Below are 12,677 nucleotides of genomic sequence, written 5' to 3'. Positions count from 1 at the left end.
TGGTCCTCGCGGACAAGGCGCGCTCGCACCGCGCGATCCGCCCCACCCCCGTCGGCGCGGAATCAGGGCGGCGATCCCACGCCTCAGGGAGTCCAGTGCGCGGGCCGCTCGAATCCCTCCGGGAGGACGGTCGCCGCGTTCCCGCGCGCCGCGTTCAGCTGGGGCTGCGTGAGGAACAGGGCGCCCGTCAGATCCGCCCCCGAGAGGTCGGCGTCCCGCAGGTCGACGCCGATGAGATCGGCGAGCGTCAGATCGGCCCCCGTCAGATCGGCGGCGATGAGCAGCGCCCCGCGCAGGTCCGTGCCCCGCAGCTTCGCCCCGCGCAGCCGCTTCCCGATCAGATCGGCCCCGCGTCGGCTCTTCGGCCTGCCGCCGGCCGTCGCCCTGACCAGCTCGCTGGTCCGCAGCAGCAGCGGGTTCACCTCAGCCCGTACGGGGGCCACGTCGAGCTTCTCCAGCGCGTCGGCCGTGCCTCCGGCCAGCTCCTCGACCCGGGCGAGCGCGGCGCTCAGCTCGGCGCGGAGCGGCCGGGCGGCCGACAGCGCCAGGGCCTCGGTGAGATAGCGGAGCAGCTCGTGGAGCTGGCGTACGACCGGGAACACCTCGTACATCTGCCGGGCCGTCCCCGGGGCCTCGCGCCAGGACACACCGCCGAAGGTCACCTGGGAGACCCGCTGCCCGGCGCCGAAGCAGTCGTACACCGTGCAACCCTGGAAACCGCTCGTCCGCAGCCGGGTGTGGATGCCGCAGCGGAAGTCCTCCTGGAGGTTGCGGCAGGGCTCACCGGACGACTTGTTCACCGCGAAGTCGGCCGACTTCGCGAAGGGCAGTGCCACGCAGCACAGCCCGAAGCAGTTCGCGCAGTCGCCGCGCAGTGCGGATTCCCGGGTCTCGGGCACGGTGGAACGGTTCCTTCGCATGTCGGGGACGGTTCGCCCGCGGTCCGGGACGGCCCGGGGCGATCCGCCCACGGTATCGCGCCCTCGGCGAAACCGGTTGCGGAGATGATCAAGGGCCGGTGAGGATCGGTGCCATGCCGAAGTTCACGACGTACGACGGGACGGAACTCGCCTACCGGACGCTGGGGGAGGGGGACGGGGAGCCGCTGATCTGCCTGCCGGGCGGGCCGATGCGCGACGCGGCCTACCTCGGCGACCTCGGCGGACTCACCGCCCACCGCACCCTGGTGGTGCTCGACGCCCGTGGCACCGGAGCGAGCGCCGAGCCCGCCGACCCCGGCACGTACCGCTGCGACCGTCAGGTCGGCGACGTCGAGGCCCTCCGTGCCCACCTCGGCCTGGAGCGGATCGACCTCCTCGGCCACTCCGCCGCCGGGAACCTCGCCACCCTGTACGCCGCCGCCCACCCCGAACGGATCCGCAGCCTCGTCCTCGTCACCTCCAGAGGGTGGGCGCTCGGCCTCGGCACCACCGACGAGGAGTGGGACGAGGCCGTCGAGCTCTTCGCCGACGAGCCGTGGTACCCGCAGGCCCGTGCCGGACTCGCCACGATCGGCCCCGACACCCCGCTCCCGCGCGTCCTGGAGATCGTGGCGCCCTTCGCCTACGGCCGCTGGGACGCCGCCGCCCAGGAGCACGCGGCGGCGGCGCAACACGAGATCCGCTGGGAGGCCGCCTCCGCCTACCACGGTGAGGGCGCCTACACCCCGGAGACGACCCGGCGCGCGCTCACCGCGCTCACGGCGCCGGTGCTGATCCTGGCGGGGGAGTACGACGCCGGCCCCACCCCGGCCAAGGCGGCCGAGGCCGCGGCCTGCTTCCCCGACGCCGAACTCGTCGTCCTGCCCGGCGCCGGACACTTCCCCTGGGTGGACGACGCGGACGCCTTCGTCCGCCCGATCGCCGCCTTCCTCGACCCGGAGGTCCGCACGGTCACCGTGGACGGCGTACGCCTCGCCTACCGGGTGCGCGGCCCCGAGGACGCCCCGCCGGTCGTCCTGGTCCACGGCCGCGGCGAGGACGGCACCGGCTGGCACGGCGTCGCCGAGGAACTCGCCGCCGACCACCGGGTGTACGCCCCCGATCTGCGCGGACACGGACTGAGCGACCGCCCGGGCGGCTACGGCTTCGCCGAGTTCCGCGACGAACTCGGCGGGTTCCTGCGCGCCCTCGGCCTCGCCGGGGCGACCGTCGTCGCCCACTCGATGGGCGGCGCGGCCGCGTACCTCCTGGCCCAGCGGGAACCCACCCTGATCGGCCGCATGGTCCTGGAGGAGCCGCCCGTCTTCTTCCCGCTCGACCCGCCCCGCCCGGTGGCCGAGCGCCCCGAGGGCCCGCTCGCCCTCGACTGGGACGTCGTCACGACCACCGACGCCCAGCTGAACGCCCCTGACCCGCACTGGCGTGACGACCTCCCCGCGATCACGGCCCCCACCCTCGTACTCGCCGGAGGCCCGACCAGTCACGTCCCCCAGGAACACCTGTCCTGGCTCGCCGAGCGCATCCCCGGCGCCCGCCTGGTCACGATCGACGGCGGGCATCTCCTCCATGCATCACGGCACGATGAATTCCTCACCGCCATCCGGGAGTTCGGTCTGTAGGCGTATCGATGCGGTGGTGGGCCGGAGTTCACGGCACGAGGCAACAAGTCCCTCTCCTCCGCGCACAGTCCGGAGAACGCGGCTGCGGGCGTCCGTACCGCCGCGCCTCGCCCATGGCGCCGCATCCGAGCCGCCCCTGGAGGCTCCGCGCATGACCCGCACCACGCCCCCGCGCCCCGTCGACGTCGAAGCGGTGTTCCCCGCCCTCGCCCGCCACCGGCGGACGACGACGCGGTTGCACCCCCGGCAGGGCGCGGCGACGCCGGAGGAGAGCTCGGTCGCGGGGCCGCTGCTGTGGCCGGCCGACGAGCCGTGGCCGGTGTGCACCGCCGTACACCCGAAGGGCACGGGGCATCTGCTGTCCGACGTACGGCTCAGCCGACGCATCCGGGACGAGGCCCGGGGGCGGGACCTCACCGTCGAGGAGCGGCGGCTCCTCGACGGGATGACACGGGGGACGCACATCCCGGCACCCCGGGACGCGGACCCGCTGCCGATGCTGGCCGTCGCCCAGCTCTACGCCCGTGACGTGCCGGACCTCGTCGGCCCCGGGGGACACGACCTGTTGCAGGTGTTCTGGTGCCCGTTCGAGGTCCACGGCCCGGAGCGGACCATCGACGTGGCGCTGAGGTGGCGGCGTTCGGCCGACGTCGGCGCGGTACTCACCCCGCAGCCCGAACCGCCGGTCGCGGGCCGCGAGGAGTGCGTCCCCACGTCCTGCGTCCTCCACCCGGAACGGGTCGTCGAGCACGAGTACCTCGGGCTGCTGGGGGAGCAGCTCCAGGAGGGGATCGCCGCGTGGGAGGAGGGCCTCCTCGACGAGGAGGATGCGGAGGACGAGGAGGATGCGTACGACGCGTACGACCACGACGACTCCTCCGCTCCGGCGGACTACGCGACGTACGAGGAGTACGAGGCCGCGATGGCCGCCGCCCGAGCGGAGGAGCCCGAAGAGATCGACTACATGAGCGACCTCTCGATCGCCCCCGGTTGGAAGGTCGGAGGCTTCGCCTCCTGGCACCTGACCGACCCCGGCCCGGTGGACTGCCCCGCGTGCGGGACGCCGATGCCGCCGCTGCTCACCGTCGCCACGGTGGAGTGCGACGGGGCCTCGCGGAGCTGGCTTCCCGTCGAGGACCGCGATGCGGTGGACGACCCGCGGGTGATCGACCCGGTCGGCGTCTACCTGGGCCGCGGCCTCATGCGGGTCCACACCTGCCCGACCGATCCGGCCCACCCGCACCGGATCAGCTTCCAGTGACCTGATCGGCCGCGCTAGGCCCTGGATTTGTCCGGCCGGTCATGTACAGATTGTCAGTGCCGTGCGCTTCACTGTCCGCCATGGAGCTCACGCAAACGACGGTCAATGACCTGCTGGCCCGACTCGGCCCGGGGGACGGCTACATCTACCTGCCCTGCGACCTGGACCCGCAGGACCTGACCGACCTCCTCGCCGACAGGTACGGCGCCCCGCGCACCCTCGTCCTCGACGGCTTCACCGATCCGACGGTCGACGAAACCAGGGGCGCGGCTCTCCTCGTCCCCTTCGAGGGCCGGGCCGTGAAGATACGGGCGTGGGCGTATGGGGATCAGTGGGTCGGCACGGGTACGGCGCGGGACGCCGAGGGGGCCGAGCGGCCGGTGTTGGCGGTCGCTCACAGGGAAGTGCCGGAACCCTTGGCGGTCACTCCGGAGGAGGACGAGGACGTCGACTGGATGGAGCGGCTCGGACGGATCACCGGCTGGACACGGCCCGCCCAGCGGCCGGACGTGGACTGGGCGGAGGTGGAGGCACGCCTGGGCACCGCGCTGCCGGGCGACTACAAACGCATGGTCGAGACGTTCGGTGCGGGCGCCTTCGACGGATATCTGGACCTGAACCAGGAGCCGTGGACGGATCTCAGGGAGGACGGGCTGCTCATCTGGGCCGGCACCGAGCACGAGGACCTGTACTGCTGGAGGGTCGACGGCGACGACCCCGACCGTTGGCCCGTCGCGGTCCGGTCCTTCGACGGCGAGGACGTCCCCTTTGACTGCCAGGCCGCGGAGTTCGTCTGCCGCATCCTCGTCGACCCGCACCACCCCTTCACGATGGCCCGCTACTTCGACACCCACTGGTTCATGAACTACCGGGAAAGCGGCTGACCAAGGCCCGAGACGGGGCCGGGTAGGTCGTTAGACAGGCGAAGGGTTTCCTTACATAATCCTTAGCTATGGGAAAGACTCACGAACGCATCGACGGCCGCCTGCGCACCTTCATAGAGCAGCAGCCGATTTTCTTCACCGCGACCGCCCCGCTGGACGGCGACGGCACGGTCAACCTCTCCCCCAAGGGCCTCAAGGGCTCCTTCGCGGTGCTCGACGAGCAGCGGGTCGCCTACCTGGACTTCGCCGGCAGCACTGCCGAGACCATCGCGCACCTGCGGGAGAACGGCCGGATCACGGTGATGTGGTGCGCGTTCCAGGGGCCGCCCAACATCGTTCGGGTGCACGGCCGGGGCGAGCCCGTCTTCCGTGACGACCCGCGCTTCCAGGAACTGCTCGCACACTTCCCGGACATCGACCCGACCCTGCACGGACTGCGCGCGATCATCGTGGTGACGGCCGAACTCATCCGCGACTCCTGCGGATACGGGGTGCCCTTCATGTCGTACGACGAAGATCGCGACCTGCATGGCAAGCGCTTCGCGCGTGAGGACGACGCCTCGCTGAGCGCGTACTTCGCCAAGAAGGACCACATCGCGCAGAGCCTCGACGGCCTGCCCGGCCTGCCGCTTCCGCTGCCGCCCGGCAACTTCTGAGCCGGCAGCCGCAGCGCGACCGGGCCTCGGGCCGCTTCCTGCGGCATGCGGTCGTGTGCGGAGCGGTTCCGACAGCGTACGGACGACTCCACAGCACGGACACCTTGCCCGTGAGAAGCCACGAACAAGGCGTCTGCCGTCGTCTCGGGTGATCAGCACCTGACCCAGTAGCCCGGGGAGGTCTCCTTGATGGTGCTGGAGGTCAGGACGTTCCATAGACCGAGGTTCTGGTTCGAGCCGTTGGCGTAGGTGTAGCCGCCGGACTGGTGGGCGCGACCGGCCTGGGTGTGGGCGTAGTTGCCGGCTGTCACGCACACCGGAGCGGTCGTGGTGGTGGCGGTGACGGGCGCGGTCTTGGCTCCGACCGCTCCGGACATGTCGACGGCGGCGACGGTGTAGCCGTAGCTCGTTCCGGCGGTCAGGCCGGTGTCGGTGTACGTGGTGGCCGTGACCGGAGCGCTGTCGACCTTGGCGCCGTCGCGGTACACGGCGTAGGAAGCCGCCCCCGAGACGGAGTTCCAGGACAGCGAAGCGCTCGTCGCCGTCGTGGCGGTGACGGTCAGCCCGGTCGGGGCGGGGAAGGCCGGAGGGCTCACGGTGCCTGCGCCGAGGGCCCTGGCCATGTTCATCACGGCCGTCATCTGCGGGCCGCTCTTCTGGGCGTAGTCGGCCGACTTGTACCCCCACCAGTCCCAGCAGCCGCGCGGATTACCGGTCATGGTGGTGGTCTGCGGGTAGAGGACGATCATGTCGTTGGTGTCGGCGTACTCGTTGAGATAGGCCTTCTCCATGAGGGCGTTGCCGACCAGGCCGACGTACTGGTAGCAGCCGTGGAGGGTGACCATCAGCTTGCAGGAGGCGCCGTTCTGGCAGGACTGCGGGACGTAGGCGAAACCCTCGTTGCCCATGCTGATCGCGCCGGGGCTTCCGCCGGGTGTGTAGGTGCTCTGGTCGAACTGGACCAGCTTGCCGGTCAGGGCGGAGGAGCTCGCGGGGTTCACGCTGCCGAGCAGGTGGGTCAGCATGTCCCTCACCGGGTCGCCACCGCAGTTGTTCACGTACGGCGAGCTGGTGGAGGAGCACGAGTTGGGGCCGAGCGGACTGACCCAGGCGTGGCCGGCAGCGGAGCTGTCGTTGTAGACCACGTCGGCGCCGAAGTCGCGGTAATAGGTGGCGAGGTCGTCGTTCACGACCGCCTTGACGGTGCTGTCGCTGGTGCCGTGGAACAGCCAGACCTTGTCGCCCGACAGGTTGGCGACCGGATCGACCGCGCCGGCCGCCGCCCGGTCCCGGGTCAACTGCTCCAGCTGAGCAGGGGACTTACGGGCCATGAAGGTTTCCATGCACGCGTACTGGGCCGTGTTGAGACTGTTCTGGGCGCAGTCGTACGGGCCGGCCGAGAAGATGCCCGCGCCCTTGAAGACGTCGGAGTAGGCGACGTGCAGCTGGTTGGCCATGAACCCACCGGACGAGAGCCCGCTCACATAGGTCGAGTCGATGGTGTACCGCTGCAGCGAGCCCGGGGTCGGTGCCGGAGCGGCCGCTGTCGCGTCGCCGACCATCGTCGCGGCGATTCCGGCAGCCGCCAGGGCGGCGGCGAGGAGCTGTCTGATCTTCATTCGCATCTCCAGGGGGGTGAGATGCCGACATCCTGATGAACAACGGCGACTCCGGCCCACATGGCGTCCCACCACTTCAACGGGTCGTCATATGGCGTGCGTTGCCATACAGACCGGCCACCACCCAGGCCCCGACCTGCCTGGACAGGGCCTTCCGCAGCACGCTTCAGCGGGACTGCGGGGTCAGTACCGGGAGCAAATGGGCCTCCTCGTAGGCGAAATGCCGCTCCAGTCGCGCGGCCAGCCGGTCCACCTCGGCCCGCAGCGCCTCCGGAGCGCCACTCGATGCGAGCAGGGTCTCCAGCTCCTCCACCGTGCGGGCGACCCCCTGGTGCTCCTCGCGCATCCGGCCCCGTTCCTCCCTCTCCGCCACGACCGCCGTCGCCCTGAAGTGTTCGACGGCTCCCTCCGCTGTGCCGATCTCGACGCTCACGTGCGCGTCGGCGCGAAGGTTGTGGAACCAGGCGGGATGCTTCGGCCCGCCGGCGTTCGAGGCGGCCACCGTTCTCTCAAGGGCCCATGTGTATGTGGGCGGCCCAGAGAGTCGGGGTGTCGGGGTAGCGGTCGCGCTCGGCGAGGACAGCTTCGTGCAGGGCCACCGCCGGGCTTCCCGCGCCGTCTCCGGAGCCGAAGAGTGCCGAGTAGAAGGCGGTGGTCAGGCGGGTGGCCACCTCGTCGTCGGCCGTCCACAGGGTGCCGATGACGTGGGTGTACCCGGCGATGAGGAATCCGCCGGTGAGGTGGAGCGCCTCGTCGGCGAGTTCGTCGCGCGTACGGACGGTCTCGCACGCCGAGAGGTAGGCCAGTTGGGCTCCGCTCAGGTGGAGCCGGCTGATGTCGGCGACGGTGAGAGGCTGTTCGAGGTGGTCGTGGAGCAGCAGTCGTCCGGTTGCGGTCCTGTCCGTGGCGGCGACGGCATGGCAGCCGAAGTGGACCCAGGGATGGTGGGGCAGGGCGTCCAGGACGGCGCGGCGGGTCGCCTGATCAGCGGTCAGGACCCGACTGTCCGGCCGATGCCGGGTCAGTGCGTCGGCTTCCCGGAGGACACCGGGGAGGTCCGGTGCGTCCGGAGTGTCGGGCAGGGCGACGACCAGCGGCGGCCGGGTGTCGTCGTGGTCCTGCCGGGCTTTCTTTCGGGCGGCGGCGCGCTCCCGGGCGGTGACCAGGCCCCGCAGGGTGGGCGCGTAGGACGAGACCATCCGGTCGATGACCGGGGCGGCCGCGTGCAGGGGGAGGGCGGTGAGGGCGCCGGTGGGGATCCACCACAGGCGTGGCCGTGCCGCGTCCCCGCCCCGGGCGGTCGGCCGGGTCGACGCCAGTGCGGCCAGCACCGGTTCGGCCACCTCGGTCCCGAGCCAGTCCAGGGTGGCGCGAACGGTGTCCTGGGCGTCCAGCTGCCGGGTCATCGGCAGTGTGTCGTCCCTCAGGGAGTCCAGGGCCTCGACGAACGCGTCGACGCGTCGCGGGACCGATTCGTACGTCAGGCCGGGCAGGGGTACGTGCTGCACACCTGCCCCGGTGACGAGGAGGGCGTCGGTGGACAGCCCGCTGTGGTTGACGATCACCACGGGCCCGTCGGAGGCCGCCGCCGCCATCAGATCCGCGGTGCGCGGCGGGCGGAGGAAGTCGGTGAACCCGGACCGGGTGCGGATCTCGGTGACGAGTTCCTCCCAGGCCTGGGCCAGCGCGTGCCGGTCCTGGCCGGCCAGCGGCGCGTCGGCCGCGCCGCCGGCCGGGGGAGCGGGGAGCGAGGAGAAGAGAGGGTGTTCGGGGCGGTCCAGGGCCTCGCGCAGTTCCTCGAACCGGAGGGCGAGGACGGGATGGAGCCGGTGGAGCTCGGTGACCTCGGTCCGGGCGTCCAGGGCCTGGCCGAGGAGGATCCCGCGGCCCTGCTCCAGGAGCTGTACCGCGCCCTCCGGGTCGCCGAGCCGGATCGCGCAGGCCGCCGCGTCCGAGGCGAGTCCGACCAGCGCGGCGAGTCGCCGCTCCTGGTCCGTGCGGGTGATCCGGCGCGGCGCGATCCGTGGCAGCAGAGCGACGGCGAAGCGCAGTGCGGCGTCCGCCTCGGCCCAGTCGTCCTGCCGGAGCGCGCACAGCGACCAGCGGTGGGCGGCGGTCACCCGCTCGCTGACCGGCACCGCCTCGTCCCGCGCGAGGAGGCGGTAGAGCAGGCCGGAAGCGGCGAGCGCGTCCGCGTCCTGCTCGGTGACGGCGCGGACACCGAGGGCGAAGGCCAGGAGCGCGAGGGAGGACGGGTGCTGCCGGTGCCGCCGGGGCGTGGCGTCGACGGCATCCTGGGCTGCCCGAATCAGGTCGTCGAGCGCGGCGGGTACGGGGTTCCGGTCGTAGGCCTGCCGCAGGACCTCGGCGTGCGTCCGGAGCCGGTCCGCCAGGTTCGGGTGGCCCTCGGGGGTCGCGGCGACGGCCCGATGGGCGGCCAGTACGGCGTCGTCGAGGTCCGGTTGCTCTTCCCGCTCCCGGAAGCGCTGGACGAGGGTGAGGGCGAGGTTGGACTGGAAGCGCGCGTGCAACGGGTGACCGGTGTCGGTAGCGGCCACCGCGCGCCGGGCCAGGTCCAGCGCCTCGTCCAGCGTGTCCGGTCCGGCACCGCCCCAGTCCGCCTGCTGCCTCAGTGCCTCGCCGAGGTTGGACCAGGAGGCGGGCAGGGTCGGGCTGTCCGGGCCCTCGGCGGGCTCGCGCAGCAGGGTGACGGCCTCGGCGAGGGCGGAGGAGTCGTGGTGGTGCAGGGCCAGGGCGAGCAGGCACGTACCGAGGCCGGAGCGCCGCCAGAGCAGGCGCGGGTCCTCGGGGTCGGTCGCGGCCAGGACCGCGCGATACAGCTCCACGGCCTCGGTGAGGTCCTGTATCGCGCCGCGGTGTTGCCACCTCAGCTGGAGGGTGCCGGCCAGGTTGGCCTGTACGGGCAGTACGCCGGGGTACTCCGGTGGGACCGTGCCGAAGGCCGCACGGAAGAGACCGATGGCGGTGTCCAGGTCGCCGGGGGCGCCGAGGCGTTCATAGCGGCACCAGTGGGAGGTACCCAGGCCGTTCGTCGCCTCGAAGCGGATATCGCTGTCACCACTCCCGCGCGCGAGGGTCTCGAATCCGGCGAGCGCCTGCTCCAGGTCGGCCGGGTTGCCGTACTCCTCGTACCGGGAGAGCCGGTTCTGGGCCCGTTCCAGGGCGGTGCGCTCGGGACGGTGCCGCGGCGCGGACTCTGCCGCGGGCGCCGTGCCGCTCGCAGACGCGCTCGCGGACCCGCTGCCGGACGCGCTCGCGGACCCGCTGCCGGACGCGCTCGCGGACCCGCTCGCGGGGCGATCGTCGTCCGCCGCGACCGCCCGCACGGCCTGCCTCAGCCGCTCGGCGAGGGCGGCCGCCTCCTCGATCCGGCCGCGGTGTGGATGGTCGGCCGGGAACCGGGCGAGGGCCTTCCGGTACGCGTCCGCCGACTCGTCCAGAGCGACCACCGACCGGGTGGTGCCCGCGAGCTGCAGCAGGGTGCCGGCGAGGTTGATCAGAGCCAGGGTGTGGGCGGGCGTATCGGCGACGGCGTGTCGTACGGCCGCCCGCTGGTGCACGGCCGCCTCGTCCAGGATGGCCGGATCGGGACGCTCGGCGGACAAGCGCAGAAGGGCGTTGCCGAGGTTGCCGCGCTGCCCGCCGTACTCGGGGTGGGATGACGGCAGGAGTTCCAGCGCCCGTCGGTAGAGAGCGATCGCCTCCTCCAGTACGGCCGTCGTCCTGGTCTCGTCGAACAGCTCCTGGAGGCTGGTGGCCAGCGTGGACAGGTGGTGCGCTGTTGAGACGGGGTCGTCCCGGCCGTCGGCCGCGACCGCGGCGCGCCCGACGGCGACGGCCTCGTCCAGGTCCTTGCGGGAGCGGCCGCGCTCCCAGCTCAACCGCAGCAGCTCTCCCAGGCTGGTCAGCGCGAACGCGTGGCGGGGCTGCGTCCCGGAGGTACCCGCCACGGCGACCCGCGCCAGCTGGATCGCGGCGACCAGCTGCCGGGGGTCGTGTGAGCTCCGGTAGGCCATCCGAAGCTCCTCGGCGGCGTCGAACGCCTCCTCGGGCCGCATCGCCCTCGGGCCCGGTCCCGGCCGCGGAGCCGTCCCGGGTTGCCGCCGGACGAATCTGGACCACCAGCCCGCCATACCGCCACCCCCGTACGTACGTCTCCAGCCGGCTCAGGAGCCGGAGTCTGACAGTGCGGGAGCGTGCGGACAACGACAACACCGGCCATGTAGATCAGGGGAGTTGGGCGATGGACTGGTGTGGGCGTCGAGGCTAGCGTGGGTCGCTCCGACAGAAGGGGGAGTCGATGGCGGTCGACAACGGCCCGGGGGACACCTCCGTCGCGCTCGCCAAGGTCTGCGCGCGGCTGGACGACGTACGCGAGGTCGCCGCCCGGCGCGGCCGGACGGCCGAGCTGGAGGAAGTCCTCACCGGGATCCGCGGCGTGGACGACCCGGCCCCGCAGGTCCGGGCCCTGCACGAGTTGCTGCGCCGCTGCGGGGTGCACAACGGCATCGACGGCATCGGGCGCGGGGCGGGCATCGGGGGACTCCCCACCCTGGACGGGCACCCCGTCGAGGAGGGCTTCGTCTGTTCCCGGAGCCGATGCGCACGGGTCGTCCTGGGCCGTGATCCGGAGCCGGAGAGGCACTGCGGGCTGTACGACGAGCCGCTCAGACTGCGCCGGGTCGCCCGGTGAGCCTCTTCCTCGCCGAGATAGGCAAGGGCCTCGCCGCACGCTGGCTCACCCTGCTCATCCCGTCCGGGATGCTGTTCCTCGGGCTCACCGCGGCCGCGATGCTGCTCGGCCACGGCCACGCCCTCGACGCGGCCATGCTGGTGCGGGAGCTCGACGCGGCGGCCGCTCGCCCCGCCACCCGCTCCCCGGGAGCCGTCCTGCTGCTGGCCGCCTCGGTCGTCCTGGCGGCCGCCGGCGTGGCCTTGCTGGTGAGCGGGGTCGCGGGGGCGGTCGAAACACTCTGGTACGGACAGTGGCCCCGTCCGCTGCAGCCGCTCGGGCGACGGCTGACAGCCCGCCGCCTGGCCCGCTGGCAGAGGGCGGACGAGGCGCATGCCGAGGCGCTGCGCGCGAAGATCCGACGTCTGGACACGGACGGCGCGGTCGCTGCCGACATCCCCGACACCGCCCGGCTGAACGCCGTACGCAACCGGATCTGCCTGGTACGTCCCGACCGGCCGGTGTGGACGGCGGACCGGATCCGTGCGGCCGACCTGCGCGTGCACGCCGCCTACGGACTGGACCTGGACTCGGCCTGGCCCAGACTGTGGCTGATCGTCCCCGAGGAGACGCGTGCGGAACTGCGTGCGGCCCGCGCCGCCTACGCGGGCGCGGCCGGGCTGGCGGCGTGGACCGTTCCCTATGCCGTGCTCGCCCTCTGGTGGTGGCCGGCGGCGCCGGTCGCGGCCGGCATCGCACTGGTGGCCCTGCGTCGTGGTCGCGCGGGGATGGACGCCCTGGCCGAACTCGTCGAAGCCGTCGTGGACCTGCACTGCGGTGAGCTGGCCGCCAGGCTGACCGCGGACACCCCGGACGAGTTCTTCCCGGAATCCGGCGACCGCATCACCCGCCGCCTACGCAAGGGTGCGTGAGACGGCACCCTCCGGTCCTGTCCCTCGACCGGTGAAACCACACGGGCGCGACGCGTGGAGGTGCCGGCCGCG

The 12,677-nt window shown here is 72.5% G+C and carries 10 protein-coding genes; 6 read left to right on the top strand and 4 right to left on the bottom strand.

The window, feature by feature from the left end; all coding sequences use genetic code 11:
- Nucleotides 1-83 precede the first annotated feature (83 nt).
- Nucleotides 84-920, bottom strand: a complete 837-nt coding sequence (locus tag OG580_RS01585) for a pentapeptide repeat-containing protein (protein ID WP_267041822.1) — start codon at nucleotides 918-920, stop codon at nucleotides 84-86.
- 113 nt (nucleotides 921-1,033) lie between these two features.
- Between OG580_RS01585 and OG580_RS01580 the strand changes: the two genes are divergently transcribed.
- The 4 genes from OG580_RS01580 to OG580_RS01565 all read left to right on the top strand — a co-directional run bounded on the left by OG580_RS01580 (nucleotide 1,034) and on the right by OG580_RS01565 (nucleotide 5,361).
- On the top strand, nucleotides 1,034-2,560 hold the full coding sequence (locus OG580_RS01580) for an alpha/beta fold hydrolase (protein WP_267041821.1): 1,527 nt from the start codon (nucleotides 1,034-1,036) through the stop codon (nucleotides 2,558-2,560).
- Between the two features lie 151 nt (nucleotides 2,561-2,711).
- The gene (locus OG580_RS01575; protein ID WP_267041820.1) at nucleotides 2,712-3,821 is read left to right on the top strand and encodes a hypothetical protein; all 1,110 of its coding nucleotides are present in this window, start codon (nucleotides 2,712-2,714) and stop codon (nucleotides 3,819-3,821) included.
- 80 nt (nucleotides 3,822-3,901) lie between these two features.
- Nucleotides 3,902-4,705 (top strand): SMI1/KNR4 family protein, encoded by an 804-nt coding sequence (locus tag OG580_RS01570; RefSeq protein ID WP_267041819.1) that lies wholly within the window; start codon nucleotides 3,902-3,904, stop codon nucleotides 4,703-4,705.
- A 68-nt stretch (nucleotides 4,706-4,773) separates the two neighbouring features.
- Nucleotides 4,774-5,361 (top strand): pyridoxamine 5'-phosphate oxidase family protein, encoded by a 588-nt coding sequence (locus OG580_RS01565; protein ID WP_267041818.1) that lies wholly within the window; start codon nucleotides 4,774-4,776, stop codon nucleotides 5,359-5,361.
- 152 nt (nucleotides 5,362-5,513) lie between these two features.
- Here the strand turns inward: OG580_RS01565 and OG580_RS01560 are convergent, their stop codons facing one another.
- The 3 genes from OG580_RS01560 to OG580_RS01550 all read right to left on the bottom strand — a co-directional run bounded on the left by OG580_RS01560 (nucleotide 5,514) and on the right by OG580_RS01550 (nucleotide 11,017).
- Nucleotides 5,514-6,980 (bottom strand): PHB depolymerase family esterase, encoded by a 1,467-nt coding sequence (locus tag OG580_RS01560; protein WP_267041817.1) that lies wholly within the window; start codon nucleotides 6,978-6,980, stop codon nucleotides 5,514-5,516.
- A gap of 166 nt (nucleotides 6,981-7,146) precedes the next feature.
- Nucleotides 7,147-7,482 carry a nitroreductase/quinone reductase family protein gene (locus OG580_RS01555; protein ID WP_267041816.1) on the bottom strand — a complete coding sequence of 112 codons (336 nt, stop codon included), beginning with the start codon at nucleotides 7,480-7,482 and terminating at the stop codon, nucleotides 7,147-7,149.
- A gap of 7 nt (nucleotides 7,483-7,489) precedes the next feature.
- Nucleotides 7,490-11,017: a CHAT domain-containing protein gene (locus OG580_RS01550; RefSeq protein ID WP_267041815.1), complete on the bottom strand. Its 3,528-nt coding sequence runs from the start codon at nucleotides 11,015-11,017 to the stop codon at nucleotides 7,490-7,492.
- Between the two features lie 284 nt (nucleotides 11,018-11,301).
- Between OG580_RS01550 and OG580_RS01545 the strand changes: the two genes are divergently transcribed.
- Both OG580_RS01545 and OG580_RS01540 read left to right on the top strand, forming a co-directional pair.
- Complete coding sequence (locus OG580_RS01545; protein WP_267041814.1) at nucleotides 11,302-11,694, top strand: hypothetical protein; 393 nt, start codon at nucleotides 11,302-11,304, stop codon at nucleotides 11,692-11,694.
- A complete protein-coding gene (locus tag OG580_RS01540) occupies nucleotides 11,691-12,605 on the top strand; it encodes a hypothetical protein (protein ID WP_267041813.1) in 915 nt (304 codons plus the stop codon). The genes OG580_RS01545 and OG580_RS01540 overlap by 4 nt, the downstream gene beginning before the upstream one ends.
- The last annotated feature ends 72 nt before the right edge of the window (nucleotides 12,606-12,677 follow it).

The organism is Streptomyces sp. NBC_00094, assembly GCF_026343125.1.
Classification (GTDB): Bacteria; Actinomycetota; Actinomycetes; order Streptomycetales; family Streptomycetaceae; genus Streptomyces.
Note: the sequence above shows the minus strand (reverse complement) of the source record. Positions and strands in the feature narration are given on the sequence as shown.